The organism is Clostridium sp. DFI.5.61, assembly GCF_024462915.1.
GTDB classification, from domain to species: Bacteria; Bacillota; Clostridia; order Oscillospirales; family Oscillospiraceae; genus Lawsonibacter; species Lawsonibacter asaccharolyticus.
In genome coordinates, this window is the sequence record NZ_JANGBZ010000045.1 from 1 (window position 1) to 25335 (window position 25335).

At 63.8% G+C, this 25335-nt stretch carries 19 protein-coding genes and 1 tRNA gene; 10 read left to right on the plus strand and 10 right to left on the minus strand.

What is annotated here, in order from left to right; genetic code table 11:
• Positions 1 to 34: 34 nt before the first annotated feature.
• Together NE584_RS15080 and rlmB are read right to left on the minus strand one after the other, a co-directional pair.
• Positions 35 to 2284, minus strand: a complete 2250-nt coding sequence (locus NE584_RS15080) for a hypothetical protein (RefSeq protein WP_256183147.1) — start codon at positions 2282 to 2284, stop codon at positions 35 to 37.
• A gap of 66 nt (positions 2285 to 2350) precedes the next feature.
• Complete coding sequence (rlmB, locus tag NE584_RS15085) at positions 2351 to 3136, minus strand: 23S rRNA (guanosine(2251)-2'-O)-methyltransferase RlmB (RefSeq protein WP_050622712.1); 786 nt, start codon at positions 3134 to 3136, stop codon at positions 2351 to 2353.
• A 340-nt stretch (positions 3137 to 3476) separates the two neighbouring features.
• On the opposite strand from rlmB, the gene ftsH reads away from it, so the two are divergent.
• Both ftsH and NE584_RS15095 read left to right on the plus strand, forming a co-directional pair.
• Positions 3477 to 5606 carry an ATP-dependent zinc metalloprotease FtsH gene (ftsH, locus tag NE584_RS15090; RefSeq protein WP_256183156.1) on the plus strand — a complete coding sequence of 710 codons (2130 nt, stop codon included), beginning with the start codon at positions 3477 to 3479 and terminating at the stop codon, positions 5604 to 5606.
• 69 nt (positions 5607 to 5675) lie between these two features.
• Entirely contained in the window at positions 5676 to 6197 is a 522-nt protein-coding gene (locus tag NE584_RS15095; protein WP_050622710.1) for a GNAT family N-acetyltransferase, read from the plus strand.
• Between the two features lie 326 nt (positions 6198 to 6523).
• Here NE584_RS15095 and NE584_RS15100 read toward each other — a convergent pair whose 3' ends face one another.
• Positions 6524 to 6811 (minus strand): DUF1294 domain-containing protein, encoded by a 288-nt coding sequence (locus NE584_RS15100; RefSeq protein WP_050622709.1) that lies wholly within the window; start codon positions 6809 to 6811, stop codon positions 6524 to 6526.
• A gap of 262 nt (positions 6812 to 7073) precedes the next feature.
• Between NE584_RS15100 and NE584_RS15105 the strand changes: the two genes are divergently transcribed.
• From NE584_RS15105 to NE584_RS15115, 3 genes are all read left to right on the plus strand, one after another.
• Positions 7074 to 7445: a sporulation initiation factor Spo0A C-terminal domain-containing protein gene (locus NE584_RS15105; RefSeq protein WP_077138674.1), complete on the plus strand. Its 372-nt coding sequence runs from the start codon at positions 7074 to 7076 to the stop codon at positions 7443 to 7445.
• A 93-nt stretch (positions 7446 to 7538) separates the two neighbouring features.
• Positions 7539 to 10679: a UvrD-helicase domain-containing protein gene (locus NE584_RS15110; RefSeq protein ID WP_256183149.1), complete on the plus strand. Its 3141-nt coding sequence runs from the start codon at positions 7539 to 7541 to the stop codon at positions 10677 to 10679.
• A 205-nt stretch (positions 10680 to 10884) separates the two neighbouring features.
• The gene (locus NE584_RS15115) at positions 10885 to 11781 is read left to right on the plus strand and encodes a stalk domain-containing protein (protein ID WP_256183150.1); all 897 of its coding nucleotides are present in this window, start codon (positions 10885 to 10887) and stop codon (positions 11779 to 11781) included.
• 79 nt (positions 11782 to 11860) lie between these two features.
• Here NE584_RS15115 and NE584_RS15120 read toward each other — a convergent pair whose 3' ends face one another.
• Positions 11861 to 12745 (minus strand): diacylglycerol kinase family protein, encoded by an 885-nt coding sequence (locus NE584_RS15120; protein WP_082203640.1) that lies wholly within the window; start codon positions 12743 to 12745, stop codon positions 11861 to 11863.
• A 327-nt stretch (positions 12746 to 13072) separates the two neighbouring features.
• Here NE584_RS15120 and NE584_RS15125 point away from each other — a divergent pair, with 327 nt between their 5' ends.
• The 5 genes from NE584_RS15125 to NE584_RS15145 all read left to right on the plus strand — a co-directional run bounded on the left by NE584_RS15125 (position 13073) and on the right by NE584_RS15145 (position 17243).
• Complete coding sequence (locus tag NE584_RS15125) at positions 13073 to 13801, plus strand: AzlC family ABC transporter permease (protein ID WP_256183151.1); 729 nt, start codon at positions 13073 to 13075, stop codon at positions 13799 to 13801.
• Positions 13798 to 14133, plus strand: a complete 336-nt coding sequence (locus NE584_RS15130; protein ID WP_077138673.1) for a branched-chain amino acid transporter permease — start codon at positions 13798 to 13800, stop codon at positions 14131 to 14133. The genes NE584_RS15125 and NE584_RS15130 overlap by 4 nt, the downstream gene beginning before the upstream one ends.
• Positions 14134 to 14145: 12 nt before the next feature.
• On the plus strand, positions 14146 to 15303 hold the full coding sequence (locus tag NE584_RS15135; RefSeq protein ID WP_050622704.1) for a bifunctional chorismate mutase/prephenate dehydratase: 1158 nt from the start codon (positions 14146 to 14148) through the stop codon (positions 15301 to 15303).
• Between the two features lie 12 nt (positions 15304 to 15315).
• On the plus strand, positions 15316 to 16053 hold the full coding sequence (locus NE584_RS15140; protein ID WP_256183152.1) for a 3-oxoacyl-ACP reductase FabG: 738 nt from the start codon (positions 15316 to 15318) through the stop codon (positions 16051 to 16053).
• 119 nt (positions 16054 to 16172) lie between these two features.
• Positions 16173 to 17243, plus strand: coding sequence for a putative glycoside hydrolase (locus NE584_RS15145; protein WP_108979891.1), 1071 nt, complete (start codon positions 16173 to 16175; stop codon positions 17241 to 17243).
• Positions 17244 to 17349: 106 nt separating this feature from the next.
• Here the strand turns inward: NE584_RS15145 and NE584_RS15150 are convergent, their stop codons facing one another.
• The 6 genes from NE584_RS15150 to NE584_RS15175 form a co-directional block, all read right to left on the minus strand.
• A complete protein-coding gene (locus NE584_RS15150; protein ID WP_108979890.1) occupies positions 17350 to 18696 on the minus strand; it encodes a 2-hydroxyacyl-CoA dehydratase in 1347 nt (448 codons plus the stop codon).
• A 142-nt stretch (positions 18697 to 18838) separates the two neighbouring features.
• Complete coding sequence (locus NE584_RS15155; protein ID WP_256183153.1) at positions 18839 to 21772, minus strand: acyl-CoA dehydratase activase; 2934 nt, start codon at positions 21770 to 21772, stop codon at positions 18839 to 18841.
• A 277-nt stretch (positions 21773 to 22049) separates the two neighbouring features.
• Complete coding sequence (locus tag NE584_RS15160) at positions 22050 to 23531, minus strand: BlaI/MecI/CopY family transcriptional regulator (protein ID WP_256183154.1); 1482 nt, start codon at positions 23529 to 23531, stop codon at positions 22050 to 22052.
• A gap of 463 nt (positions 23532 to 23994) precedes the next feature.
• Positions 23995 to 24070: transfer RNA gene (locus NE584_RS15165), tRNA-Arg, on the minus strand.
• A 71-nt stretch (positions 24071 to 24141) separates the two neighbouring features.
• Positions 24142 to 24729, minus strand: coding sequence for a 4'-phosphopantetheinyl transferase superfamily protein (locus NE584_RS15170; RefSeq protein ID WP_256183155.1), 588 nt, complete (start codon positions 24727 to 24729; stop codon positions 24142 to 24144).
• 58 nt (positions 24730 to 24787) lie between these two features.
• Entirely contained in the window at positions 24788 to 25273 is a 486-nt protein-coding gene (locus tag NE584_RS15175; protein WP_050622694.1) for a DUF6512 family protein, read from the minus strand.
• Between the last annotated feature and the right edge of the window lie 62 nt (positions 25274 to 25335).

The window sequence follows — 25335 nt, forward strand, 5'->3', positions numbered from 1 at the left end:
CCCCCCCCCCCCCCCCCCCCCCCCCCCCGGCTTTTCAATACCGGTGGACCCAGCCGCTGAGGAACCACACAGGCAGCAGCCACATCAGCAGATAAAACAGCAGGTTCAGGGGGGAGAGGGAGGCGTAGGCGTCCACAGAGGTCAGGTAGTAGGCCAGCAGAACCCCCAGGGTGGAGCCGGCGCAGGTGAGTACCGCGGAGGCCCGGACGGCCCGGCGCAGGCGGCGGGCCCCCACCACCGACTCGGCGAAGGGGAGCAGCCCCTCTCGACAGAGCACGGCGGTGAGCACGCCGGTGTGGTCCTGCCCCGGATCGGACAGCTCCCGCCGGCGTTCCACCGGAGGAAAGTCCATCCGGTCTGCCGCCAGCTTGAACCGCTGCTGGAGCATGGCCGGGATGAGATTGAAGTCCCGGGTGGCCAGCACCGGCCCGACCCGCTCCCGAAGCAGGGAGGTGAGGGAGGGAAACACGGTGTCGGGCAGGGTGTAATTCAGGGCGAAGATGCCGGCCAGCTCCCCGTCGATGGCACAGAAGACCGCGTTTTTCACGTTCAGCCCCTGGGGCAGGGGTACCTCCATCAGGTTCATGAAGGCGGCGGAACCCACCAGCACCTGGTCCCCCCGGATGTTGGCGGAGAGGCCTCCGCCCTCATAGCAGCACAGGCTGTCCGCCCTGCGGAAGATGGCCCCCTGGGTGCGGAGCAGGTCGTGGAAGAGCTTTTCCAGCCCACAGCCCGAGTCCCGGATCAGGGTGGCGGTGTAGCCCACCACCCGTTCCACGGAGAAGTCCCCAAAGACCTTGATGCCGTTGAGCTCCACAAAGCCGGGGGGGAATAGGTCCAGATCGGTGATGAGGACCCGGTTGCCCCGCCGGGACCCGGCCGCGCCGGGCCAGCCGGCCAAGGCACCGCCGCTCTGGGAGACCCGGCGGGCCACCTTGTGGAAGGAGCGGCCATAGGCCAGTGCCCCGCCGAAGCCGGCGGCGGCAGTGAAGGTGGCGGAGAGACACCACATCAGGTGCTCCCCCTCCCCGATGCCGAAGGAGGCCAGCAGGGAAAAGACTATGCAGGCCAGCAGCAGGACGGGACAGAACACCCGGTAGATGCGCTGGGCGCCGTCGTCCATCTGGATCTGGCTGCCAAAGCCGGCGGGGGTGCCGGACCACTTGGCGTAGGTGTCCTTCCCGTTCCACTTGCCCTCGTCCAGAGTGACCAGATAGGGCTCTGCGGCAGCCGCTGCGGTGCGGCAGGACAGGCGCAGGGCACACCGCTTGTGATAGGTGCCGTGGAGCAGGAAGAACAGGCCGAACAGGGCGGCGGGACAGTAGGAGAGCTGCCCGCCCCGGTCTTGGCTCCCGGCCAGCAGCAAGGTATCCGCCAGGGTGAAGGCGCAGGAGAGGGCGGCCAGGGTGTCCATCCCCACCTTCAGCCTCAAACCGCGCCACAGGCCGGCGGCCAGCACGTCGAGAGACAGCAGCATACCTGCCCCCAGAAGCCCGGCGGAGATCCAGAGGAGGAGGGGATATCCCACCGCCAGCTCCGGGGGGAGGGAGACAGGGAGCGAGGGGAGCAGGCAGGGGACCAGAGCGGCGGCGGCCAAAAGAAAGACCAATAGGGAGCGGACCCGGAGCCCCTTAAGGCCCTTGCCGTAGGTGCGGGCCAGCTCCTGGGGGGGGAGGTCGGGGGGCGGGGGCTCCTGCCGGCGGGGCCGGCGGACATAGCGCAGGTCCTCCTCCGTCTCCTGGTCGGTGCCGGGGATCAGGGTCTCCAGGCGGCGGACCTCCTCTGGGTCCATCTGCTCCGACTCCTCAAACATACGGTCGGCGTAGTCATCCGCCTTTTTGCTGATGTCCTTGAGGAAGGAGGCCAGAGGGCTCTCCTCCTCGGGAAACTCGACCACCTTGTCTCCGTTTTCTTCGGCATCCAGGACGGCGTCTGCCTCCGGGGCCTCCCCTTCGGGCTCCGAAGGGCCCTTCTCCGGCTCGGACTCATCCTGGGGGGCGGGGCCGTCCTCCTCCGGAGGTAGAGCTCCTCCCCCTGGGAAGGCCACCACGTTGTCTCGGTTCCGACGGGGACGGGGGGCCTCCGGCCAGGGCAGGTCGGGGCCGTCGTCCTCCGGGGGCGACGGGCGCAGGGGGATGGCGCTGCGCCCCGGCGGGCTTTTGACGCCGTACTCGGCCAGAATGTCGTCCAGGGAGAAGCCGCCGTCCTCCGCACCAGCGATCAGGGACTTGACATCGGCCAGCTCGTCGCCGAGATTCAGTTTTTTATCCTCACGGTCGCTCATGGTCATTCCTCTGTGATGTGTGAAATGGAAATTCTGTGCCGCCGACCCCTGGGGGCGGCAGGTGCTTTATCCGCCCAGGCGCTGACGCACCGCCTCGTAAAGCAGGACGGCAGCGGCAGCGGAGGCGTTGAGGGAGTTGATCTTGCCAAACATGGGGATGGAGACGGTGAAGTCACAGTTCTCCGCCACTAGACGGCCCATGCCGTCCCCCTCGCTGCCAATGACGATGGCGGCGGGGCCCTTTAAATCGGCCTGATAGAGCTGGGTGGTACCGCCGGCAGCGGTGCCGAACACCCAGACGCCCTCCTCCTTCAGCTCCTTGAGCAGGGAGGGCAGGTTGGGCACCCGGGCTACCGGCACATGGGCCACCGCCCCGGCAGAGGTCTTGGCCACCACGGCGGTCAGGCCGGCGGAGCGGCGCTTTGGAATGATGACTCCGTGGGCACCGGCGGCGTCGGCGGTGCGGATGACCGCCCCCAGATTGTGTGGGTCGCTGAGCTCGTCGCAGACCACGATGAGGGGGGCCTCACCCCGCTCCCGGGCAATATTCAGGATGTCGTCCACAGTGGCATATTCCCGCACGGCGGCCAGGGCGATGACCCCCTGGTGGGAATGGGTGCGGCTCATGCCGTCCAGCTTCCGGCGGTCGGCGTCCACTACCACAATGCCCTTCTCCCGGGCGGCGGAGGCGATGTGTCCCAGGGTGGGATCGGTGTCTCCCTTCATGAGAAAGATCTTGTCGATGGCTACGCCGGCCCGCAGGGCCTCGGTGACCGCATTGCGGCCTTCAATGACGCCGTCGTTTTCCGCCTCCACAGGGGCGGAGCGGCGCAGCGGGGGTCGTTTGTTCATGGAGCAGTCCTCCCATCCGTCGTTCCAGTTTGCATAATAAAATAATATATCACAATCCGGCAGGGAGGGGAAGGGTCAAATTGCGGGGATCGGAGGAAAACGGCCGAAAAGAGAGGAAACCAGGAAAAAAGACGGGCGATGGGGCAGCATCGTCAACTTTCACAAAATGTTTACAGCGCTCTTTCTTGTTTTTAATAAGGAGATATGGTATGATACTAATCAATGTACCCCGCACACCCGGCCGGAGCAGTCCGAACGATCTTATGGAAAAGGCAGGAGGTTTTCTCCTTTGAAACCAGATAAAGGAAACAATAACGGAAATAACAACAAGAGAAACATCATGGGCCTGGTCAGCATCATCTTTTGGGCCCTGCTGTTCACAATGATGATCAAGAGCTGCACCTCAAGCTATGCCAACATGGGTACTGTGGAAGTGCCCTACACCACCTTCAAGGAGTGGCTGGCGGAGGACAAGATCGACACCGTCAATGTGGAGAACGGCAAATACACCTTCACCCTGCGGGACGGCGTGGAGGTGGAGCTGCCCCGGGAGGAGACCTCCGGCGGGAGCGGAAGCCTGATGAACTCCCTGATCCCTGTTCCCGCCCAGACGGAGGAGGAAAAGCAGTATATCACCGTCCCCCTGGCCGGGGTGGACGACCCGGAGCTGCTGGCCATGCTGGAGGAGCACGCCGATCACGCCTACACCGAGCCGGTGGACGAGTCGGCCTATTTCCTCAGCCTGATCCTCTCCTATGTGCTTCCCCTGCTGCTGATGGTGGGACTGATGATGTTCCTGTTCCGGGGCATCGGTGGAAAGGGCGGCATGGGCGGCCTGGGCGGCGTGGGCAAGGCCAACGCCAAGGTCTATGTGGAGAAGAAGACCGGCGTCACCTTCCGGGATGTGGCTGGCCAGGACGAGGCCAAGGAATCCCTCCAGGAGATCATCGACATCCTCCACAATCCCCAGAAGTACACGGAGATCGGTGCCAAGCTGCCCAAGGGCGCCCTGCTGGTGGGCCCTCCGGGCACCGGCAAGACCCTGCTGGCCAAAGCGGTGGCTGGAGAGGCGGGCGTGCCCTTCTTCTCCATCTCCGGCTCTGACTTTGTAGAGATGTTTGTGGGCGTGGGCGCCAGCCGGGTCCGCGACCTGTTCAAGGAGGCCAGCAAGATGGCCCCCTGCATCATCTTCATCGACGAGATCGACACCATCGGCAAGTCCCGCGACAACCGCATGGGCGGCAACGACGAGCGGGAACAGACCCTGAACCAGCTGCTGGCCGAGCTGGACGGCTTCGACCCGGGCAAGGGCGTCATCGTGCTGGGGGCCACCAACCGGCCCGAGGTGCTGGACAAGGCCCTGCTGCGGCCCGGCCGGTTCGACCGCCGCATTACCATCGACCGGCCCAACCTGGCCGGCCGTCTGGCCACCCTCCAGGTCCACACCCGGAAGATCAAGCTGGGAGAGGACGTGGACCTCAAGAAGATCGCTCTGGCCACCGCGGGGACCGTGGGCGCAGACTTGGCCAACCTGGTGAACGAGGCCGCCCTGCGGGCAGTCCGGCACGGCCGAAGAGTGGTCACCCAGGAGGATCTGCTGGCCTCCTTCGAATTCGTTATCGCTGGAAGCGAGAAGAAGAACAGCGTCCTTACCGAGTTTGAGAAGAAGCTGGTGGCCTACCACGAGGTGGGACACGCTATGGTGGCCTACAAGCAGAAGAACGCCGAGCCCGTGCAGAAGATCACCATCGTCCCCCACACGGAAGGTTCCCTGGGCTACACCCTGCTGATGCCCGAGGAGGACAAGACCAACCTGCGCACCAAGGAAGAGCTGATGGCCAAAATCACCGTCTCCATGGGCGGTCGGGCCGCCGAGCAGGTGGTGCTCAACACCATGACCAACGGTGCCTCCCAGGATATCCAGGAGGCCACCAACCTGGCCCGGAACATGGTAGCCATGTTCGGCATGAGCGACGAGTTTGGTATGATGGCTCTGGGCTCCATCCGTAACCAGTACCTGGACGGGGGCTACGGCCTGGACTGCGCCCAGGACACCGCCGCTGTCATGGACAAGGCGGTAAAGGCCATCCTGGACCAGTGCTATCAGGACGCAGTGGAACTGATCCGGGAAAACCTGGAGGACATGCACAAGGTGGTGGCCTACCTGCTGGAGAAGGAGACCATCACCGGCGGCGAGATGGTGGCCATCATCCAGGGGCGGGACCCCGCCCTGGTGGAGGACGCTTACGCCTCCACCCACGGCAGGAGCCGTTCCCTCACTGGGGACATCGAGCCCCCCGCCAAGAACATCCACATCGTCAGTGAGCCGGTGTCTGCGCCGCAGCTCCCAGACGGAGAGCCGGAGCAGAGCGGTCCGGAGGAGCCGCCCGCCCAGCCCCGGGATGACGAGACACCGCCCCCTCAGGACGGGGAAGGGCCCAATGAGAAGCCGGAGCAGGACCGGCCGTAAAGCAGAAGACCGGGGCGGCGCTGAGCCGCCCCGATTTTTTCAAGATCGACAAAGAGGGAGAGAGAAGGTATGATCCGACTGGCGACAGAGCAGGACCTGCCCCTGGTGGGGAGCATCTATGAGGAGATCCTGGCGGAGGAGGAGAAACGGCCCGCCTCCTTTACCAACTGGCAGCGGGGGAAGTACCCCACGGTTGAACACGCGCGTGCGGCCCTGGAGGCCGGCACCCTGTATGTGGCGGAGGAGGACGGAGAGGTGTACGGCTGCGTCAACCTGAACGGAGAGCAGCTGGCGGAATATGCCGCACTGAACTGGTCCGTCCCGGCGGATCCGGAGGATGTCATGGTGATCCACACCCTCTGCATCAGCCCCCGGTGGGCTGGGCGAGGGAAGGCACGGGAGTTCGTGGCCTTCTGCGAGGAGGAGGCCCGCAGGAAGGGGAAAAAGGTGATGCGCCTGGACACCTATGAGGGGAATCTTCCGGCCAACACCATGTATCCCAAGCTGGGCTATACCTTTGTGGGCGGGACGGAGTTCTTCTTCCAGGGCTTTATCCGGGAGATCCTGAACTGCTACGACAAAAAGCTGTAAATGGGAGCTGCGCCCACCTCAGTTGAGGCGGGCGCAGCTCATATCCGGGACCGACACCGGCAGAGCGGGGAGAGGAGGGGGGGGCGCGGCGCAGACCGCAGGCCCCCTCAGCTCGTAGGAAACGATCCGCAGAGTCCCGCACCCGCAGGTGCGAAGGAATTACAGGCTGCCAAAAGGTCCCTGAAGGACTTTTTGACAGAGTGAATTAAATCTGCTTTTTCGGCGGCATGTATGTGAAAAAATACGACTTGTCCTGCAAGTGTGAACTTTGCCTGTCGTGAGTGGACAAGACGTGCGCACAGCGGGGACAGCCTGCTCCAGGCATATCAGGGCGCCAGCCACCGCCACAGAAAGAAGAGCAGGAGCGCCTGGAACAGAAACAGGAGAGGGAAGCCTGCCCGAAAATACCAGTGGCGGGTCTTGTGGTGGAAAAAGTACATCCCCAGCATCCCCCCCAGGGAACCGCCCAGGACGGGAAAGAAGAACAGGGCCTTCTCCGAAATGCGCCAACAGCCCCGGCGGGCCCGGCGCTTGTCCAGCCCCATCAGGGCGAAGGCCAGCAGGTTTGCAGTGGTCCAATAGAGGCAGGCCAGCTGCCAGAGTTGTGTCCGCATGATTGCTCCTTTCTGATAGGCGGCAGGGGGGACAGAGAAGGATCCCTATCAGAGGATAGCATGAAAGGAAGCGATTTTCCAGCCCCCAAAATAGGTGGAAATAAAAATTCAGGAATGTGGGGGCAGGAGGTGCAGAAAAAGGGGGGAATGTGGACAGCGAGTGTCGAATATAAACGAATCTAAGCGCATATCGTCGGATTTGATATAATTGCTTCCATTTTGTCGTATGATTTCCTTAAAACTAAATTGGGAGGAAATGTCGATGAATGAAATAAATGTAATTCGACGGGAACTGCGCGCCCTGGGGATCACGAGGCGATGCCGCTGTTATGGCCGCATCGTAATGGCCATTCAGCTGGCGGTGGACCAGGAGGACAGCCTGGAGGCAGTGACCAAGGAGATCTACTGGGAAGTGGGCAGCCGCTGCGGGCGGAAATGGACCGCGGTGGAGCGGAACATCCGCACTGCGGTGCAGATCGCGTGGCGGACCAACCCGGAACTGCTGCGGGAGATGGCGGGGTATCCCCTGGACGGGCCGCCCACCGCATCGGAATTTTTGGAGATCCTGTCCAACGATGTGCAGCGGGCGATGGAGAGAAGAGAGGAGGGAGTGTCTTCAACTCCCGGAATATGACAGAAAAAGGGGGAGAAAGCCGGCCCGTGCATTGCACCGGAGAGAGAAAAACGGTATAATGGAGGGGATCCTTGTGAAAAGAGGGGGACATCCATGTATATTGCTGATCTTCATATCCACTCCAGGTTCTCCCGGGCCACCAGCCGGGACTGCGACTTGCCCCACCTGGACTGGTGGGCCCGGCGCAAAGGCATCCAGCTGATAGGGACAGGGGACTTCACCCATCCGGCTTGGCGGGCGGAGATGCGGGAGCAGCTGGTCCCCGCGGGGGAGGGGGTCTATGCCCTGCGGGAGGGGCTGACAATGGAGGGGACTGCGCCCGGGGCCGCCCCCCGTTTCGTGGTCACCGGGGAGATCAGCTGCATCTACAAGCGCCACGGGCGGACGCGGAAGGTGCACAACCTGATCCTCCTCCCCAGCCTGGAAGCGGCGGAAGAACTGTCCGTCCGGCTGGAGGCCATCGGCAACATCCACTCGGACGGCCGCCCCATTCTGGGGCTGGACAGCCGGGATCTGCTGGAGTTGACCCTGGAGACCTGCCCAGAGGCCGAATTCATCCCCGCCCATATCTGGACGCCCCACTTTGCCATGTTCGGTGCCTTCTCCGGCTTTGACACCGTCGAGGAGTGCTTTGGGGACCTGGCGGACCAGATCCACGGAGTGGAGACCGGACTGTCCTCTGACCCGCCCATGAACTGGCGGGTATCGGCGCTGGACCGGCTGAGCCTTCTGTCCCACTCGGATGCCCACTCCCCCTCCAGGCTGGGCCGGGAGGCCGACCTGCTGGACACCGGCCTCTCCTATCCGGAGCTGGTCCAGGCTATCCGCACCGGGGAGGGGCTTCTGGGCACCCTGGAGTTCTTCCCGGAGGAGGGAAAGTACCACCTGGACGGACACCGGAACTGCGGGGTGTGCCTCACCCCCGCCGAGACGGCGGAACGGGGCGGACTGTGTCCGGTGTGCGGGAAAAAGCTGACCATCGGGGTGGAGCACCGGGTGGAGGAGCTGGCCGACCGGCCGGCGGGCTTCCGGCCGGAGGAAGCCAAGCCCTTCGAGAGCCTGGCCCCCCTGCCGGAGGTGATCGCTGCCTCCACCGGCGGCTCGGCCGCCGGGAAAAAGACCCTGGAACAGTATGAGCGCTTGCTGCAGACCCTGGGGCCGGAATTCACTATCCTGCGGGACGTCCCCATAGAGGACCTGCAGCGGGAAGCGGGCCCCTGCGTGGCGGAGGGCATCCGGCGCCTGCGGCTGGGGCAGGTGGAGCGCCGCCCCGGGTTTGACGGGGAATACGGTGCCATCTCCCTCCTTGCCCCGGCGGAGATCCAGCGCCTGAGCGGACAGGTCTCCCTGTTTGGGGCAGAGGAGACCCCAAAACAGGGGGAGAAAAAGCGGGGACAGCTCCCAAAGCGGCCGAAGGCGGCGGAGCGGGAGGGGGAGCAGGGCCTCCAGCGCTCCAATTCCCAGCAGCAGGCGGCCATCTCGGCGGAGGAGCGAACCGTAGCGGTGGTGGCCGGACCTGGCACAGGCAAGACCAAGACCCTGGTGGACCGAATCGCGTGGCTGGTGGAGGAGCGGGGGGTCCGGCCGGGGGAGATCACTGCGGTGACCTTCACCAACCAGGCAGCCGCTGAGATGCGCCAGCGGCTGGAGGAGCGCCTGGGGCGGCGGGCCGCCTCCCGCATGACTATCGGGACCTTCCATGCCATCTGCCTGGCTCTGCTGGGGGATGTGGGGCTGATCGGCCAAGGGGAGGCCCTGTCCCTGGCGGAGGAGACCCTCCGGGTGCTGGGCCGGAAGGGGAGCGCACGGGCGCTGCTCCAGGGGGTGTCCCGGGTGAAAAACGGCGCGTCTCTGGAGACGGCTGGACTGGAAGAGGAGATCTGGCAGGCCTACTGTGCCCGGCTGGAGGAGCGGGGGATGCTGGACTTTGATGACCTGCTCATCCGGGCGCTGGCGCTGGACACTGGGGGCCGGACCTGCTTCCGGCACCTGCTGGTAGACGAGTTCCAGGACATCAACGAGACCCAGTACCGGCTGGTCCGGGCCTGGAGCGCCAGCGGGTCGCTCTTTGTCATCGGAGACCCGGACCAGTCCATCTACGGTTTCCGGGGGGCGGACGGGAAGTGTTTCCAGCGCCTGCGGGTGGAACGGCCGGAGCTGCGGGAGATCCGGCTGGTGGAGAACTACCGCTCCACGCCGGAGGTGCTGGAGGCTGCCGCCCCCGTGATCGAGAAAAATCCGGGCGGTTGCCGCCGCCTGCGCCCCAACCGGCCCTCCGGCCCGGCGGTACGGATGGTGAGGAGCCCGGATGCCTTCTCTGAGGGGGTGTTTCTCGCCAAGGAGATCGGCCGTATGACCGGCGGGGTGGACATGCTGGAGGCCCAGGCCCTGGGCCACGAGCGGACAGTGCGGGCTTTCTCGGACATCGCCGTCCTCTGCCGCACCCATCGGCAGCTGGAGCTGGTGGAGAAGTGCCTGCGTCACGACGACATCCCCTGTGTGGTCAGCGGGCGGGAGGACTTTCTGGAGGACCGCCAGGTGCGGGGAGTGCTGGCCTTCTTCCGCTCCCTCCAAAGCCCGGCGGACCCTGCAGCCCTGGAGACCGCGCTGGGCCTTCTGTGGGACTGTCCCGCCGACCTGGCCGGAAGGGCCCGCCGCCTCTGGACGCAGGGGGCAGACCTGGCGGCCTTGGAGGAGGCGGTCCGCGGCTATGGCCATCTGGAGCTTTGGCTGGACCGGGTGAAGGAGTGGGAGCCAGCGGTGGAGAAGGAGAAGCCATGGAAACTGGTAGAGGGCTGGGAGGAGCGGTACGGGACCTCGCCGGCCTTGGAGAAGCTGCGGAATACGGCGGTGTTCTACCCAGCCTTCCGCTCCCTCTGGGAGGCCCTCACCCTGGGGGAGGAGGCGGATGTGCGCCGGGTTGCGGGCCGGGGCTGGGAGTCCGGGGCTGTCCGGCTGATGACCCTCCATGCCTCCAAGGGACTGGAGTTTCCTGCCGTCTTTGTGGCGGGACTGACAGAAGGCACGCTTCCCCTTGAGATGCCCGGCCGTCCGGCGGACCTGGAGGAGGAGCGCCGGCTGCTCTATGTGGGGATGACCCGGGCCCGGGAGGAGCTGATCCTCAGCGCCGGGGGCGGACCCTCTCCCTTCCTGAACAGCCTGCCGCAGGGTGTGGCCCAAGAGCAGGCGGGCCGGAGGCAGGAGCGGAGACTAGAGCAGCTGAGCCTTTTCTGAGACGGGGAGCCCCCAGGTCCGGCAGAATCAGTACACTGGAAAAGAGAGACATCTGCGGCTGCGCCCTTGACAGTGGGTGTGTGTCCCATTAGTATGGAGGAGCGGGGACGAAAAAATAAACGGTCCGGGATGGAACAAAATCCCGTGTCGGGTCGTCTATACAAATAGAAGGAACACTTTGGATACCAGGAAAGGAAACGCGACTATGAAATGGAATCGGCTGTTGGCCGGCGCGGTGTGCGCCTCCCTGCTGAGCGTACCCGTCTGGGCTGTGGAGGGCGGGGAGGCTCCGGCCGCCGGGGCGGGCCAGACATCTTCCGCGGCCTGCGGGGTGACGCTGGACGGAGTTTGCCTGGACCTGAGCGAGGCGCCCGCCGCGCCCTACCAGGAGAACGGACAGGTGATGCTCCCGCTGTGGAAGGTGGCCCAGGCCCTGGGATGGACTGTGACCTGGCTGCCGGAAGAGAACGGGACCCGCATCGAAAATGAGGATCAGGTCATGAACCTGACCTACGGATTGGACCGCTATGCCTGCGCCAGCAAGTCCTCCATCGGGGTGACCTCGCCGGAGCACTATGGAGCGGCGCCGGTGGTGGTGGCGGGACGTACCTACGTCCCCGCCTCCATGTTCCAGCTGCTCTCCTGCACCGTGACGATGGAGGGGGGGACCGTGGCCCTGCGGACAGAGGGCGCACCACCCGCGGAGGACGAACCGCCCTCCGGCGGGGCAGTGGAGTATCAGACCGCAGCCGAGGCGGAGCAGGCGGTGGGGTTCCCCCTGAAAGCTCCCGGGGAGCTGGGAGCCCCTGAAAAGATCCAGGTGATCAGCGGAGCGGTGGCCCAGCTGAACTGGCCGGAGGGCATCAGCTATCGGGTGGCCCGGGGGAGCCAGGAGGTCAGCGGCAGCTACACTGCCTACGGCTGGGAACGGAGCCAGAGTGCGGGAGAACAGATGGTGACCATCAAGGGGAATGGGGACTGGACCTATCTGGCCGCGTGGAAGGACGGGACATACAGCCATGCTCTCGCTTTTGAACAGGGCGTGAGCGCCCAGCGGGCAGTCAGCCTGGTTGGGGACCTGGTCCCGCTGTCTGGGGAATAAGCGCATCAAAAAGGAGGGAGCCCCGCTCCGCCGGCACCATGGCCGGCGGAGCGGGGCTCCTTTGAGAAAGAAAGGGGGCTCAGTCCCCCTGCATCACAGTCAGGGCCTGGCGGCAGTTCTCCACTACGTTGATCTCGTGGCTGCCCCCGTACTCCCCATCCAGCGTCCAGGGAATGGGCTTTTCGGCGGTGAACTTCAGATGGGAGGCGTGGAAGGAGAGCACGGCCCCTGACTGGGGGGGCTCCTGTCGGATAAGGGCCTGGAGGCTGTCAGTGAGGTCGGTGATGCTGGTGGGCTTGCGGACCAGAATGACCTCAAACAGCCCGTCATCCAGCACCACCCGGTCTGTAGGCAGGGCCTTCATTCCGCCTACGGAGATGGTGTTGCACACCATTCCGTAAAAGAAATCGTCCTCCAGCACCTGGTCGTCGCACTCGATCCTCAGGTGGTAGGGGGTGATGGAGGGGAGGGAGGCGATGCCCGCCATCACATAGGCCAGATGGCCGAAGGTGTTTTTCAGATCCTGGGGGGTGTCGTAGGATACCTCGGTGAAGGCGCCGAAAGCGGCCACATAGACGAAGGGGCGGCCGTTGAGCCTGCCGATATCCCAGGGGCGGGGAACGCCGGTCTCTGAGGCGGTCTGGGCGGCTTTCACCGGGTCCCGGGGCAGGCGCAGGGTGGTGGCGCAGTCGTTGGTGGAGCCGAAGGGGATGTAACCCAGCACCGGCGGATGGTCCAGCTGCATCAGGCCGGACACCGTCTCGCTGAGCGTGCCGTCCCCGCCGGAGCAGACCACCCGGTCGAACTGGCCGCCCAGCTCGGCGGCGATGCGGGTGGCATCCGCCTTCCCCTGGGTGGGATAGACGGTGGTCAGGTAGCCCGCCTTGGTAAAGACATCCAGAACAGCGGCCAGATCGGCCGTCACCCGCCCCTTGCCGGCGGTGGGGTTGTAGAGAAAAAGCATGGTTTTCAAAGCTGGGGCCTCACTTTTTATGAGATTGGCGCCCGGAGCGTCCCGTCCTTGGACTCCCCGGATGCTGCTGATTACGAATTATTATAAGGAATGGGACGGAAAAAACAAGGGAAAATTTGTGAATCTTTATGTCATCTGTACAGGAGAGGAGAAAGGAACGGGTCCGTTCCCGGAAAATGGCGGAAAAAGTGGGAAAATCCCTTGCGTATCCGGCCAAAAACGAGTAAAATGTGGAACGCAACAAACTTGGTGCCCGGCGGAGGTGTGTGCTGCCCCGTCTCAGCAGACGGCACCACCGCTATGGGGTGAATGAGAGAGATGGATCGAAACGTCCTCTCCGCCGCTTTCCATGTCACCATTCCGGTGCTGATGGGCTATCTGGCCATCGGGATGGCCTTCGGCCTGATGATGGATTCGGCGGGATACAGTGTGTTCTGGGCCCTGCTGATGAGCCTGATCATCTATGCCGGGGCCGGACAGTACATGGGGGTGACTCTGCTGGCCGCGGGGGCCTCCCCCCTTCAGACGGCTCTGATGACCCTGCTGCTGAACTTCCGGCACATGTTCTACGGCCTGTCTATGCTGGAAAAGTTCCGGGGGATGGGGCTGCGGAAGCTCTATATGATCTTTTCCCTCACTGATGAGACTTATGCGCTGCTGGCGTCCGCCAAGGCGCCGGAGGGGGTGCGGGAGAAGGACTACTACCTGGCCATTGCCCTGATGGACCACAGTTACTGGGTGCTGGGCACGGTTCTGGGCTCCCTGCTGGGCAGTGCCCTGTCCTTTGACACCACCGGAGTAGACTTCGCCATGACCGCCCTCTTCATCGTCATCGCGGTGGGCCAATGGAAGGGGACCCGGAACCATCTGCCAGCTGCTATCGGCTGCCTGGCCACCCTGGCCAGCCTGCGGCTGGCGGGGGAGGATAATATGCTGATCCTGGCGCTGGTGGTCATCGTGGCCGCCCTGCTGGTATTTTCACCTAAAATGCCGGAGGGACAGGCCCTGCACAAGGCCGGGACAGGAAAGGAGGAGCGGACGCTGTGAACGGAGAGACCACACGGGATCTGCTCCTGATCCTGGTGATGGCCGTGGTGACCTTTGCCACCCGGCTGCTGCCCTTCCTGCTCTTTGACCGGGGGGAGGAGCCACCCAAGGCGGTGCTCTATCTGGGGCGGGTGCTGCCCCCGGCCATCATGGCCATGCTGATCGTCTACTGCCTGAAGGGCGTCAGCTTTGCCACCCCGGCGGGGTGGGTACCCGCCCTCCTCTCCTGCGGGGCGGTGGTCCTCCTCCATCTGTGGAAGGGGAACGATCTGCTCTCCATCTTTGGAGGGACGATCCTGTATATGGCCCTGGTCCAGGGCGTGTTTGGGTAAGGAGGAGCGGAAATGGAAGACTGTTTGGCCGCCCTGCGGCAAGAGGTGGACCGCCTGGACGATCAGATCGCGGAGCTGTTTTTGAAGCGCATGGAGGTGACCGGCCGGATCGGGGCCTGCAAGGAGGAGCTGGGGCTGCCCCTGATGGACCCCCGGCGGGAGCTGGAGGTGCTCCGGAGCGCAGCGGCGGAGACGTTGGATGAGGGCCGGAAACTAGAGCTGGCCCACCTGTTTGAGACTGTGCTGGCCCTCAGCCGCCGGGACCTGCGGCGCCGGGTGGGAGGGAACGATCCCGGTCCGGGATACAGCCGATGCCGGAGGGCCGAGGCCGCCGCGCGGCAGCCGGTGGAGAGACCCAGGGTGGTCTATCAGGGCGTGGCGGGGGCATACAGCGAGATGGCCTCCCTGCGTTTTTTTGGAGAGGACTGCCGGTGCCAGGGCCTGCCCACCTTTGAAGAGGTGTTCCAGACAGTGGCCCAGGGCGGGGCGGACTACGGCGTGGTGCCCATCGAAAACAGCTCCACCGGGGCTATCCGCCAGGTGTACGAGCTGCTGGGCAGGTATGAGTGCTACATCGTGGGGGAGAATACCGTCAAGGTAGAGCACTGCCTGATGGCTCCCCATGGGGCTACCCTGGATACCATCACCCATGTCTATTCCCACGAGCAGGGGCTCTTCCAGTGCGAGCCCTTCCTGGCCCGGCATCCCGGCTGGGTGGGGGTGGCCCACGGGGACACGGCGGGCAGCGCTCAGTATGTGGCCCAGACCGGGGATATCACCAAGGCGGCCATCTGTTCCAGCCGGGCGGCGGAGCTGTATGGCCTGGAGATTCTGGCCCGGGGAGTCAACTACAACAGCAACAACACCACCCGCTTCGTGGTGGTCTCCCCGGTGATGGAGCTGCGGGAGGGGGCGGACAAGATCTCCGCGGTCCTCAGCCTTCCGGACGAGGTGGGCAGCCTCCATGAGGTACTCACCATCTTTGCCGTCCACGGGCTGAACCTGGTGAAGCTGGAGTCCCGCCCTCTGCCGGGACGGAGCTGGGAGTATCTGTTCTTCCTGGAGTTTGACGGGAGTCTGGCGGACCCGGCGATGGACGGTGCCCTCCAGGAGCTGTCCCAGGCATCCGCAGAGATGCGGGTCCTGGGGAACTTCAAAAGCAATCTGTAAGGAGGAGAGGCGATGGACAGGGCTGTGCTTATCACCGGAGCTTCCCGGGGCATCGGGGCGGCGGTGGCCCGCCGCTTTGCCCGGGAGGGCTGGCGTGTGGGGGTGAATTACCGCACCTCCCGTGGCCGGGCGGAGGCCCTGGCAGCAGAGATCGCCGCCGCCGGGGGACAGACCGCCCTCCTGCCCGGCGATGTGTCTGACCCGGCCCAGGCGGCCGCTCTGGTCCGGGCGGCGGAGGAACAGCTGGGCCCCCTGGACGCCCTGGTGTGCAACGCAGGGGTCGCCCTGCCCCAGCAGCTGCTTACCGACACCACGGACGAGCAGTGGCGCCAGGTGATGGGGGTGGATCTGGACGGGGTGTTCTACACCCTGCGGGCGGCGGTCCCCGGCTTTGTCCGCCGGCAGCGGGGGGCCATCGTCACCGTATCCTCCATGTGGGGGGTCACTGGCGGCTCCTGCGAGGTGGCCTATTCCGCCGCGAAGGCGGGGGTCATCGGCCTGACCAAGGCGCTGGCCAAGGAGCTGGGGCCCTCCCACATCACCGTCAACTGCGTGGCCCCCGGGGTCATCGACACGGAGATGAACGGGGGACTGGGTAGCGAGGCCCTGGCCGCTCTGGCGGAGGAGACCCCCCTGGGCCGGATCGGCACGGCGGAAGAGGTGGCGGAGAGCGTGTGGTTCCTGGCAGGGGGCGGCGCCCCCTTCCTCACCGGACAGGTGATCCAGCCCAACGGCGGGATCGTGATCTGACCGCGGGAGCGGGAGAGAGGGAATAGCGCCGCCGAAAGGCGGCATACTGAAATGAGACGACCCCCCGAGGGAGAGGGCGGACCCCTTTCACGCCGGGTGGGTGGGAAAGGAGGTCCGTGATGCGCGGGAAGCGGTTCGTGTACGGCTCCTACCGGGGACGGAGGAGCACCACAGACGTGTTGAAGACCGTAGCCCTGATCCTGGCGGTACTGGTGGTGCTGGCCGTGGCCGGAGTGTGGATGGCGCAGAAATACATCGTCTACGACGACGGGGGTTATCACCTGGAGCTGCCCTTCTTTCAAAAGGAGGGACCGGCCCAGGAGCCGGAGGACTTCCGGGTGGCGGTAGAGCCTGCCGCCTCCCAGCCGGAGGAGACACCGGAGGAGGGAGAGCCCCTTCTGGCGGCGGTGACTGTCCCCCTTTCAGCGGTGGAGGACGGCTCGGCGGAGGCGCTGGCCGCCCAGGCAGGAGCCAACAGCGTCCTGCTGGACATGAAGACAGACCGGGGCCAGCTGGGCTTCGTCTCCCAGCTGGCCATGGCCGCCTCGGCGGGGGTCAACGCCGGACAGGCGGACATCAACCGCCAGCTCCAGGCCCTCAACAGCGGGGAACTGTACACGGTGGCCCGCCTGTCCTGCTTCCGGGACCACGCCCTGGCCAAGGATGAGACATATGCCATCCGGACCAACAGCGGCTACCGGTGGACCGATCCGGAGGAGCTGCGGTGGAGCAGCCCAGCCAGTCAGGCGGTCCAGGACTATCTGGTCGCTCTGATGGTGGAGCTGGCCCAGCTGGGCTTTGACGAGATCCTGCTGGACAACTGGGGCTATCCGGCGGAGGGAAATCTGGGCTATATCAAGCAGGGGGATGCCTACGACCTGGAGCACCTGTCCCAGCCGGTGGAGGAGTTCCTCGCCAGAGCGGAGGCGGCTTTGGAGCCCTACGGGACGCGGCTGGCCCTTCGGAGCACCTGGGCGGTGCTGGAGGGGGATGAGAGTCCCGGCGGCCAGACGGCCCAGCTGCTGGAGCGGTATGCCCAGCGGGTCTGGCTGGAGGCGCCGGAGGACGGTATGGCGGACCTGCTTTCCCAAGCGGGGCTCCCAGAAGGAGAGGAGCGGCTGGCCCTGCTGGTGGAAGAGCTGGACCCAGACCTGGACTGTTCCCAGGGGATCTGGGACCCGGAGGCGTGAACTCCGTACGAGGAAACAGGCAAGGCGTCTGAGTGAGAGCTCAGACGCCTTGTTTTTCTCCCAAAGAGGGCGGAGCCATGTGGCTCCGCCCTCTGAAAGATAGAATTTACGCGTGGGCCCCGGCGTGGGTGTAGGAGGAGGGGGTGGGGGCCGCCTCCCGGGCGGCGGCGGGGGCTTCCCCGCCCTGCTGCTTGGCCAGCGCTTTGGCGTTGGCCAGCATCAGCTTGATGCGGTTCTCCTGGTTGATCTTGGTGGCGCCGGGGTCGTAGTCGATAGCCACCACATTGCTGTACGGATAGTCGTCCTTCAGCTTGCGCAGCATGCCCTTGCCCACGATGTGGTTGGGCAGACAGCCGAAGGGCTGGGTGCAGACGATGTTGGGGGTGCCGGTGTGGATGAGCTCCAGCATCTCGGCGGTGAGGAGCCAGCCCTCTCCCATCTTATTGCCGTCCCCCAGATAGCCCTGGATCATCCGGTGCAGGTCCTGGAAGGTGCCCGGTGCACGGAAGCGGCCGGAGCGCTCCAGCGCCTGGATCATGTCCTTCTGACAGGCCTCGATGTACTTCATAAAGAGCTGGCAGGCAGCCTTCTTGATCCACTTGCCGCCGTACAGATCCACGTCCACTACCCGGTTGTAGATCTTGAAGATCATGAAATCGGTGAGGCCGGGGACCACGGGTTCGGCCCCCTCGGAGAGCAGAAAGTCCTCCAGATTATTGTTGCCCAGGGGGGAGAACTTTACATAGATCTCACCCACGACGCCCACCCGCACCTTCTGCTCCCCGGTGACGGGGATGGAGGCAAAGTCGGCGCAGATGGCGTCAAAGTTGGTCCGCATCTGGCCGCGGCTCATCCCCTTACCCTGCTGGAAGCCCTGGATCAGCCGGCCCTGCCAGGTGGAGACCATGGCGTCAGTGGCGCCCCGCTCCCGCTCATAGGGCCGGACCTGGTTGGCCACATTGACGATGATGTCCCCGTACATCATGGCGTAGACCATCTTGCGGATGATGGGGAGAGTGAGGGAGAAGCCGGGATTTTTCTCCAGACCGGACAGATTCACCGAGATCACCGGCACAAAGGCCAGGTCCGCTTTTTCCAGCGCCTTGCGCAGCAGGTGGATGTAGTTGGAGGCCCGGCAGCCGCCCCCGGTCTGGGTGATGAACAGGGCCACCTTGTGGGGGTCATAGCCGCCGTGCTTGATGGCGTCGATCAGCTGTCCGATGACCAGCAGGGCGGGGTAGCAGGTGTCGTTGTGGACATATTTGAGCCCTTCATCGATGATGCCCCGGTGGTTGGAGGTGAGCATATCCACCTTGTAGCCCTCCAGCTCCAGCAGACGCTGGAACATCCCGAAGTGGACGGGCAGCATCTGGGGCATGAGGATGGTGTACTCCTCCTTCATCTCCTTGGTAAAGAGGAGACGGCCGGTGTCGTCATATACTAGCTTCGCCATATCAAAATCCCTTTCTGCCGATAGTCGCAATAAAATCAGGAATGGGGAACGAAAAGTCAGGAATTGAGGGGGCCGGCTGCGCCGGCGCGTTTGAACCGGTCCCGCCGGAGCGGGTCGGTCCCAGTTCCCTCATTTCTGATTTCTAATTTTCTTTTCGCGCATCAATGGCCGCCATGAGGGAGCGGATGCGGATCTTGACGGCGCCCAGGTTGCTGATGTCGTCGATCTTCAGCTGAGTGTACAGCTTATCCCCGTCCTCCAGAATGGAGCGCATCTCGTCGGTGGTGATGGCGTCGGTGCCGCAGCCGAAGGAGACCAGCTGGACCACCTGCATGTCGGGCTGGGTGCACACATACCGGGCGGCGTTGTACATCCGGCTCTGGAAGGTCCACTGGTTGAGCACCTTCCGGGGGGCGTAGCCCTCCAGATAGCTCAGGGCGTCCTCCGTGACCAGCACGAAGCCGAAGGAGGTGATCAGATCGTTGATGCCGTGGTTGATCTCCGGGTCGATGTGATAGGGGCGGCCGCACACCACGATGATGTTCAGCCCGTGGGAGCGGGCGTAGTCGATGTATTCCTTGCCGGTGGCGCGTACGTCGTGGACGTAGGCCTCATAGGCCTCGTAGGCGGCCCGGGCGGCGGCTGCCGACTCCTTTTTGGGGATGCCGAACTCCTGATGCATCAGCTGGGCGATGCGCTTGCCGAAGTCCTTGTGCCGCCACAGGCCCACATAGGGGTCCAGGAAACGGGTCTGCTTTAGAGAGGGCACGTTGGCGGCGATCAGCTCGGGGTAGTAGGCCACCACCGGGCAGTTGTAGTGGTTGTCTCCGATGCCCTCGTCGTTGTTGTAGGACATGCAGGGGTACCAGACGGCGTCCACCCCCGCCTCCACCAGGGCCTCTACGTGGCCGTGGAGCAGCTTGGCGGGGTAGCACACTGTGTCGGAGGGGATGGTGCGCTGCCCCTTGAGATACAGCTTGCGGGAGGACTCAGGGGAGAGGACCACCTCAAAGTTCAGCTTGGTGAAGAAAGTGAACCAGAAGGGGAGGTTTTCGTACATGTTCAGCCCGAAGGGGATGCCGATGCGGCCCCGGGAACCGTCCCCCTCCCCCTTGCCGTGGAGAGCACGGAGCTTCTGATACTTGTACCGCATCAGGTCGGGCAGGTGGTGGGGCTCCTCCCCCAGGGGGCGGGAGCAGCGGTTGCCCGAGATAAAGCGCCGCCCGCCGTCGAAGGTGTTGACAGTGAGGGAGCAGTGGTTGGTGCACAGACCGCAGGTGGCGGGCTTGGCGGTGTGGGTAAACTTCTCCAGGTCCTGGGAGGAGAGCAGGGCGCTCCGCTCCAGGTGCAGGTCCCGGGCGGCCAGAGCGGCTCCGAAGGCCCCCATGATGCCGGCAATGGTGGGCCGGGTCACCTCCCGCCCCAGCTCCCGCTCAAAGGAGCGGAGCACCGCGTCATTGAGGAAGGTCCCGCCCTGGACCACGATGTGCTGGCCTAAGTCGTCAGCGGAGGCGGCCCGGATGACCTTGTAGATGGCGTTTTTCACGATGGAGATAGACAGGCCGGCGGAGATGTCCTCCACGCTGGCGCCGTCCTTTTGGGCCTGCTTGACGCTGGAGTTCATGAACACGGTGCAGCGGGAGCCCAGGTTGACGGGCTTTTTGGCAAACAGGCCCATCTTGGAGAAGTCGGCGATGTTGGAGCCCAGGGCCTTGGCAAAGGTCTCGATAAAGGAGCCGCACCCGGAGGAACAGGCCTCGTTGAGCATGATGGAGTCCACCGCGCCGTTGCGGATCTTGAAACACTTCATGTCCTGGCCGCCGATGTCGATGATGAAATCCACATCGGGGTTGAAGTGGGCGGCGGCCTTGTAGTGGGCCACCGTCTCCACCAGGCCCAGGTCACAGGAGAAGGCGTTTTTGATCAGGTCCTCGCCATAGCCGGTGACCGCCGCGCCTTTGATCTGGATGCGGTCGCCGCACAGCTCGTAGATTTTTTTCAGCTGCTCCAGGACGATGGAGACCGGGTTGCCCAGGTTGGAGTGGTAGTAGGTGTAGAGCAGTCCGCCGTCGGCGGTGATGAGGGCCAGTTTGGTGGTGGTGGAGCCTGCATCCATCCCCAGCCAAGCGGGGCCGGCGTAAGTGTGGATGTCCGTCTCTGGGGGCCGGCTGGCATTGTGCCGGGCCAGAAAGGCGTCGTACTCCTCCTGCGTGTCAAAGAGAGGGGGCATGGTGTCCGCCGAGGTGTTGGTCTCCCGGCTCTCCTCCAGCCGCTTCAGGGCGTCCTCAAAGGGGACGGGCTCGTAATCGGTGGCGCACAGGGCCGCGCCCATGGCGGCGAAGCAGTCCCCGTCTTCCGGAAAGACGGCGTGCTCCCCGTCCAGCTTCAGGGTCTCCACAAAACGCTGCCGCAGGCCCATCAGGAAGTGGAGGGGCCCGCCCAGAAAGACGATCTTTCCCTTCAGCTCCCGGCCCTGGGTGAGGCCGGCTACCGTCTGGTCCACCACCGCCTGGAAGATGGAGGCGGCTACGTCCTCTTTCCGACCGCCCTGGTTCAGGATGGGCTGGATATCGCTCTTGGCGAACACGCCGCAGCGGCTTGCAATGGGGTAGATCTTCTCGTGCTTCAGGGAGAGAGAGTCCAGCTCGTTCACCGACACATTCATCAGGGTGGCCATCTGGTCGATGAAGGCGCCCGTCCCGCCGGCGCAGGAGCCGTTCATCCGCTCCTCCAGCGCGCCGCCGAAAAAGATGATCTTGGCGTCCTCGCCGCCCAGCTCGATGACGGCATCGGTGTCCGGAATGTAGGTGTTCACCGCGGCGGCGGTGGCGTACACTTCCTGGACGAAGTCCAGGCCGGCAGCCTTGGCCACCCCCAGGCCGGCGGAGCCGGTGATGACCAGCTTGACCCGCTGGCCGCTGAGCTGGCCCGAGATGGACTTCAGGGTCTCACAGGCCCGCTCCCGGGTCTTGGAGTAGTGCCGCTCATAGGAGCGGAACAGCAGCTTGTTCTGTTCATCCAGCACTACCACTTTCACCGTGGTGGAGCCGATGTCGATACCGATGCGCAGACTCATAAATCAAGAAACTCCTACCGTTGGGACGCCATAAGGACCCAAAATAATCACTTCTAATGATAGTGCAGGCACAAAAACTTTACAACAATCTTAACGAATTCTTAACGGCTGAAAACGCAGGAAATACGACTTTTTTATGCCGGAAATCCGTCAATTTGACAACAGGGGGAAAATATGCCGCCTCCCACAGGCACAAGGGCCGGGGGGAGGCGGACGGGGCGGCGTCAGGATATCTTTACGCCCACACAAGAGGCGCGAGGCCAGGAGACGGTGGCTGTCAAGCGGCCCGATCCCGATCCTCCTGCCGGTCACTGATCTGCACCAGAGCGTGGCACATTTCCCTGCTGGACAGGGAGAGACGGCCCAGCTCCCCGCCGCCTTCGCCGCAGAAGATCAGGCAGGAGTCATAGTACAGCTCCGCAGGGTCCAGGGTACCGTCCTGGGGATTACTGGAGGACAAGAGCTGCCGCACCTCCTCCACTAGGTCGGCGTCCCGGATGGAGGCGTACCGTCCGGTGAGAGAGCCGAAGTATGCCGCAAAGGAATGGGCTTGAGCAGCCACGGTGGAGAGGTCCTGGAGCCAAGACAGCTCCTGGACCCATTGGGCAGTTCCGCTGGGGAGAAGGGCCAGGGGAAGCGGACCGTTCTCTTGGGCAAGGATCAGACAGCAGTTCCGCTCCTGCTCAGCGAGATAGAAGACTGCGCCGTCTCCTGGCCCGCCGGAAATGCGGAGAAAGGGAACAGTATCCGGGTCAAAGTTCACGGAATCGGTGGGGTGCCCACCGCCGGAAAGGAGGGTGACCAGCTGTGCCCTGGCCTCTGGGGAGGAGATGAGGGGCGCAGTGCTGCTGTAAGCGCGCCCCTTGCAGCACTGGACAGCGTCGGCCTGCCGGATGGCGGAGAGCAGGTCATCCTGGGTCTGAATCGAGGGAGACTGAGCTGAGAGACGGAGGAGCTGAGAAATGGTGCTGCTGGGCAGGGCAGCCACGGGGACGGCCCCGCTGGCCGCCCCGTCCAGATAGGGCAGGACATAGACCGGGCCGTTGGATGAGGGATAGAGGTAGAAATACATCCAGTCCTCCCTCATGGAGAGGGCCAGTTGATAGGAATATGGAGCCATGTCCGAGAACCCGAAAGCTGTCGCATCCCTGCTGTCGTCATACTCTACCGCCTGGAGCAGGAGCGACCGGGCCTCCTCCAGGGCACCCTCCTCCTCTATGGGAGGATACCCCGCGCTGGAGACTGGCGGCGCTGTGAGATGGATGGACCGAGCGCCCTCCACGGCCGCCGCATACCCGGCGTAGCTGTATGGGGAGGGGGGACCGCCCCCGAAGGCGAGCACCGCCGCCAGCGTCAGGAGCACCGCCGCTGCGGCCAGAGCGGCTTTTTTGGGGCGGTCCCCCTTCCCCAGCCGGGCCACCCGCTGCTGGATGGCCTGCCTACCATCCGCCATGGCGGACACCATCAGCCCCACACTCCCCCGATAGATACAGTCCAGGAAGGAGCAGACCTCCGACTTTGCTGCCTCCTCCCGCCGCACACATGGGTGATACTGCGTGTCCCGGCCCACGGGTGTGCTGCGGACCAGTCCCTTGGCCTCCATCTGCTCCAGAGTGGTGATGGTGGTGCTCTTGGCCCAGCCTGCCCGCTGGGAGAGATCGGTGGCCAGCTGCATCACTGTCTGAGGCGCATACGCCCACAGACAATCCATCACATACCATTCGCTCTGAGTCAGACAGACTTCTTTCCGCACCACCATCCTGTAGACCCTCCTTTTGTCTATTGTATAGACTGATTATAGTAAGGAGGGTAATAAAGTGCTAAGTAAAATACATGATACCCCTCCGCTTATTTCTATTTTTTAATTATACCACAAATAAAGGAGTTATGTCGAATTATTCATGTGCGTTCCAAGGCATAGCTAAAAAGCAAGTGTACTTTTTGTTTAGTACACTTGCTTTTCGCAACCTTGTTTGTCAATCGTCAAGTTAATGATAATTTCTACTTCCTTATCACTATAAAGTCAGGCTTTTGGAGCTTTTTCTTTGCAAAGGACGGTTAAAATCGATATTTTGTTGAAATCAAAAGATGTCGCCCACAGGGCGGCTCACCAACTGCGAGCCCAGCAAAGAGGGCCGCAGTTGGAAAGGAGGAGCAGCGGCGTGAGCGCGCTCTGATTTATAAAATAAGTCGGAGCAAGCGATACAAAGCTTGCTCCGACGTGGTACGGCCGAAGGGACTCGAACCCCCAACATTCAGAACCGGAATCTGACGCTCTATCCATTGAACTACGGCCGCATATTAAGAAGCATTTTCTCAATGTGCTCCGTTATTATAGCAGGGATCTTCCAAAATGTAAAGGGGATTTTTCACTTTTGGGGGATTTTCTTTCCAACGGGAGGGAGTTGCCCCGGCGTGAGCCAGCGGATGGAGGAGGCGCAGCGGGCAGGAGAGCAGACGGCGGCCCGCCAGCCGGGGCCGGAGAACAGGGTGAAGCAGACGGAACCGAAGGGGAGACAGGCGCCGGAAGGGAGGATCTGCCGGGGAAGGGGGACGGGGATGGCGGAGACGGGCCGAGTCAGACCCAGACCGGTGAATTTGCAGAAGCTCTCCTTCAGGGTCCAGAGCTGGGTAAAGGCCTCCGGGTCGTCTCCCAGCCCCAGCAGCCAGGCCCGCTCCTCTGGGGAGAGCAGGCGGTCGAGAAAAGCGGAACGCCGCAGGGTGATCTGCTGGATGTCCACCCCCACCTCGTCCCAGTCCAGGGCACACAGGGCCCGGGGTCCGCTGTGGCTGAGGTTGAAGCGGAGCTGGGGGAAGTCCGGAAAAAGGGGCTTTCCCCGCTTTCCACGGGCGATGGAGGGCAACTGCTCCAGATCCCAGTGCTCCCGCAGTCCCACAGCCAGAAGCCCGTAGGCCTGGCTCCGGTGCGTCATGCCGTCCAATCCGTACAGCACCATGGTCCTCACCTCCTGAGAGGGATTTTACCACACCGGCCCCTAAAAGTCATGCCGAAAATCAGGACAGGTCGGCAAAGAGCACCCCGGCAGGCGGGAAAAAGGTGAACAGGAGGATCAGCGCCCCCAGAAGGAAAGCCAGGATTGCGGGGATGCGCCACCGCCAGCCCCGGAAGGGACCGGAGAAGCGGACAGGGAACCAGAATCCGAAGGCCATCAGCCCCAGATACAGGGCGATGTCCAGCCACAGGGCGTGGAGGGCGAGCGCCGCATGGAGCAGCAGGCCCAGGACCAGCATCAGGGGACACAGGATGACAAGGGACAGCAGCCAGGGGCGCATCCCGGTGGGACGGCCCCAGGCGAGGAAGGCGGATGCCGCCAGATAAGGCCAGTACAGGATCTTGATATGCTCCCACAGGCTCTCACGGACGGGAGACAGAAGGGCGGAGAGGGTACAGGGAAATCTGGCATACAAAAAGTGGAGGCCCACGCCCGCCAGAACGGCGCAGACAAATACCGGGACGATCAGCTTTTTGGGATAAAACATGGATATGCCTCCTATTACAATATATTTACGGATCAAGGCACGGCAGCCAGCCGTGTCTTTTT

What these genes read in the sequence shown, in the direction of transcription:
- NE584_RS15140 (WP_256183152.1), top strand. Translation starts at nt 15,316, where the DNA reads ATGGACAGGGCTGTGCTTATCACCGGAGCTTCCCGGGGCATCGGGGCG.
- NE584_RS15110 (WP_256183149.1), top strand. Translation starts at nt 7,539, where the DNA reads ATGTATATTGCTGATCTTCATATCCACTCCAGGTTCTCCCGGGCCACC.
- NE584_RS15095 (WP_050622710.1), top strand. Translation starts at nt 5,676, where the DNA reads ATGATCCGACTGGCGACAGAGCAGGACCTGCCCCTGGTGGGGAGCATC.
- ftsH (WP_256183156.1), top strand. Translation starts at nt 3,477, where the DNA reads ATGGGCCTGGTCAGCATCATCTTTTGGGCCCTGCTGTTCACAATGATG.
- NE584_RS15125 (WP_256183151.1), top strand. Translation starts at nt 13,073, where the DNA reads ATGGATCGAAACGTCCTCTCCGCCGCTTTCCATGTCACCATTCCGGTG.
- NE584_RS15115 (WP_256183150.1), top strand. Translation starts at nt 10,885, where the DNA reads ATGAAATGGAATCGGCTGTTGGCCGGCGCGGTGTGCGCCTCCCTGCTG.
- NE584_RS15145 (WP_108979891.1), top strand. Translation starts at nt 16,173, where the DNA reads ATGCGCGGGAAGCGGTTCGTGTACGGCTCCTACCGGGGACGGAGGAGC.
- NE584_RS15120 (WP_082203640.1), bottom strand. Translation starts at nt 12,745, where the DNA reads ATGCTTTTTCTCTACAACCCCACCGCCGGCAAGGGGCGGGTGACGGCC.
- NE584_RS15160 (WP_256183154.1), bottom strand. Translation starts at nt 23,531, where the DNA reads ATGGTGGTGCGGAAAGAAGTCTGTCTGACTCAGAGCGAATGGTATGTG.
- rlmB (WP_050622712.1), bottom strand. Translation starts at nt 3,136, where the DNA reads ATGAACAAACGACCCCCGCTGCGCCGCTCCGCCCCTGTGGAGGCGGAA.
- NE584_RS15150 (WP_108979890.1), bottom strand. Translation starts at nt 18,696, where the DNA reads ATGGCGAAGCTAGTATATGACGACACCGGCCGTCTCCTCTTTACCAAG.
- NE584_RS15155 (WP_256183153.1), bottom strand. Translation starts at nt 21,772, where the DNA reads ATGAGTCTGCGCATCGGTATCGACATCGGCTCCACCACGGTGAAAGTG.
- NE584_RS15100 (WP_050622709.1), bottom strand. Translation starts at nt 6,811, where the DNA reads ATGCGGACACAACTCTGGCAGCTGGCCTGCCTCTATTGGACCACTGCA.
- NE584_RS15175 (WP_050622694.1), bottom strand. Translation starts at nt 25,273, where the DNA reads ATGTTTTATCCCAAAAAGCTGATCGTCCCGGTATTTGTCTGCGCCGTT.
- NE584_RS15080 (WP_256183147.1), bottom strand. Translation starts at nt 2,284, where the DNA reads ATGAGCGACCGTGAGGATAAAAAACTGAATCTCGGCGACGAGCTGGCC.
- NE584_RS15105 (WP_077138674.1), top strand. Translation starts at nt 7,074, where the DNA reads ATGAATGAAATAAATGTAATTCGACGGGAACTGCGCGCCCTGGGGATC.
- NE584_RS15170 (WP_256183155.1), bottom strand. Translation starts at nt 24,729, where the DNA reads ATGGTGCTGTACGGATTGGACGGCATGACGCACCGGAGCCAGGCCTAC.
- NE584_RS15135 (WP_050622704.1), top strand. Translation starts at nt 14,146, where the DNA reads ATGGAAGACTGTTTGGCCGCCCTGCGGCAAGAGGTGGACCGCCTGGAC.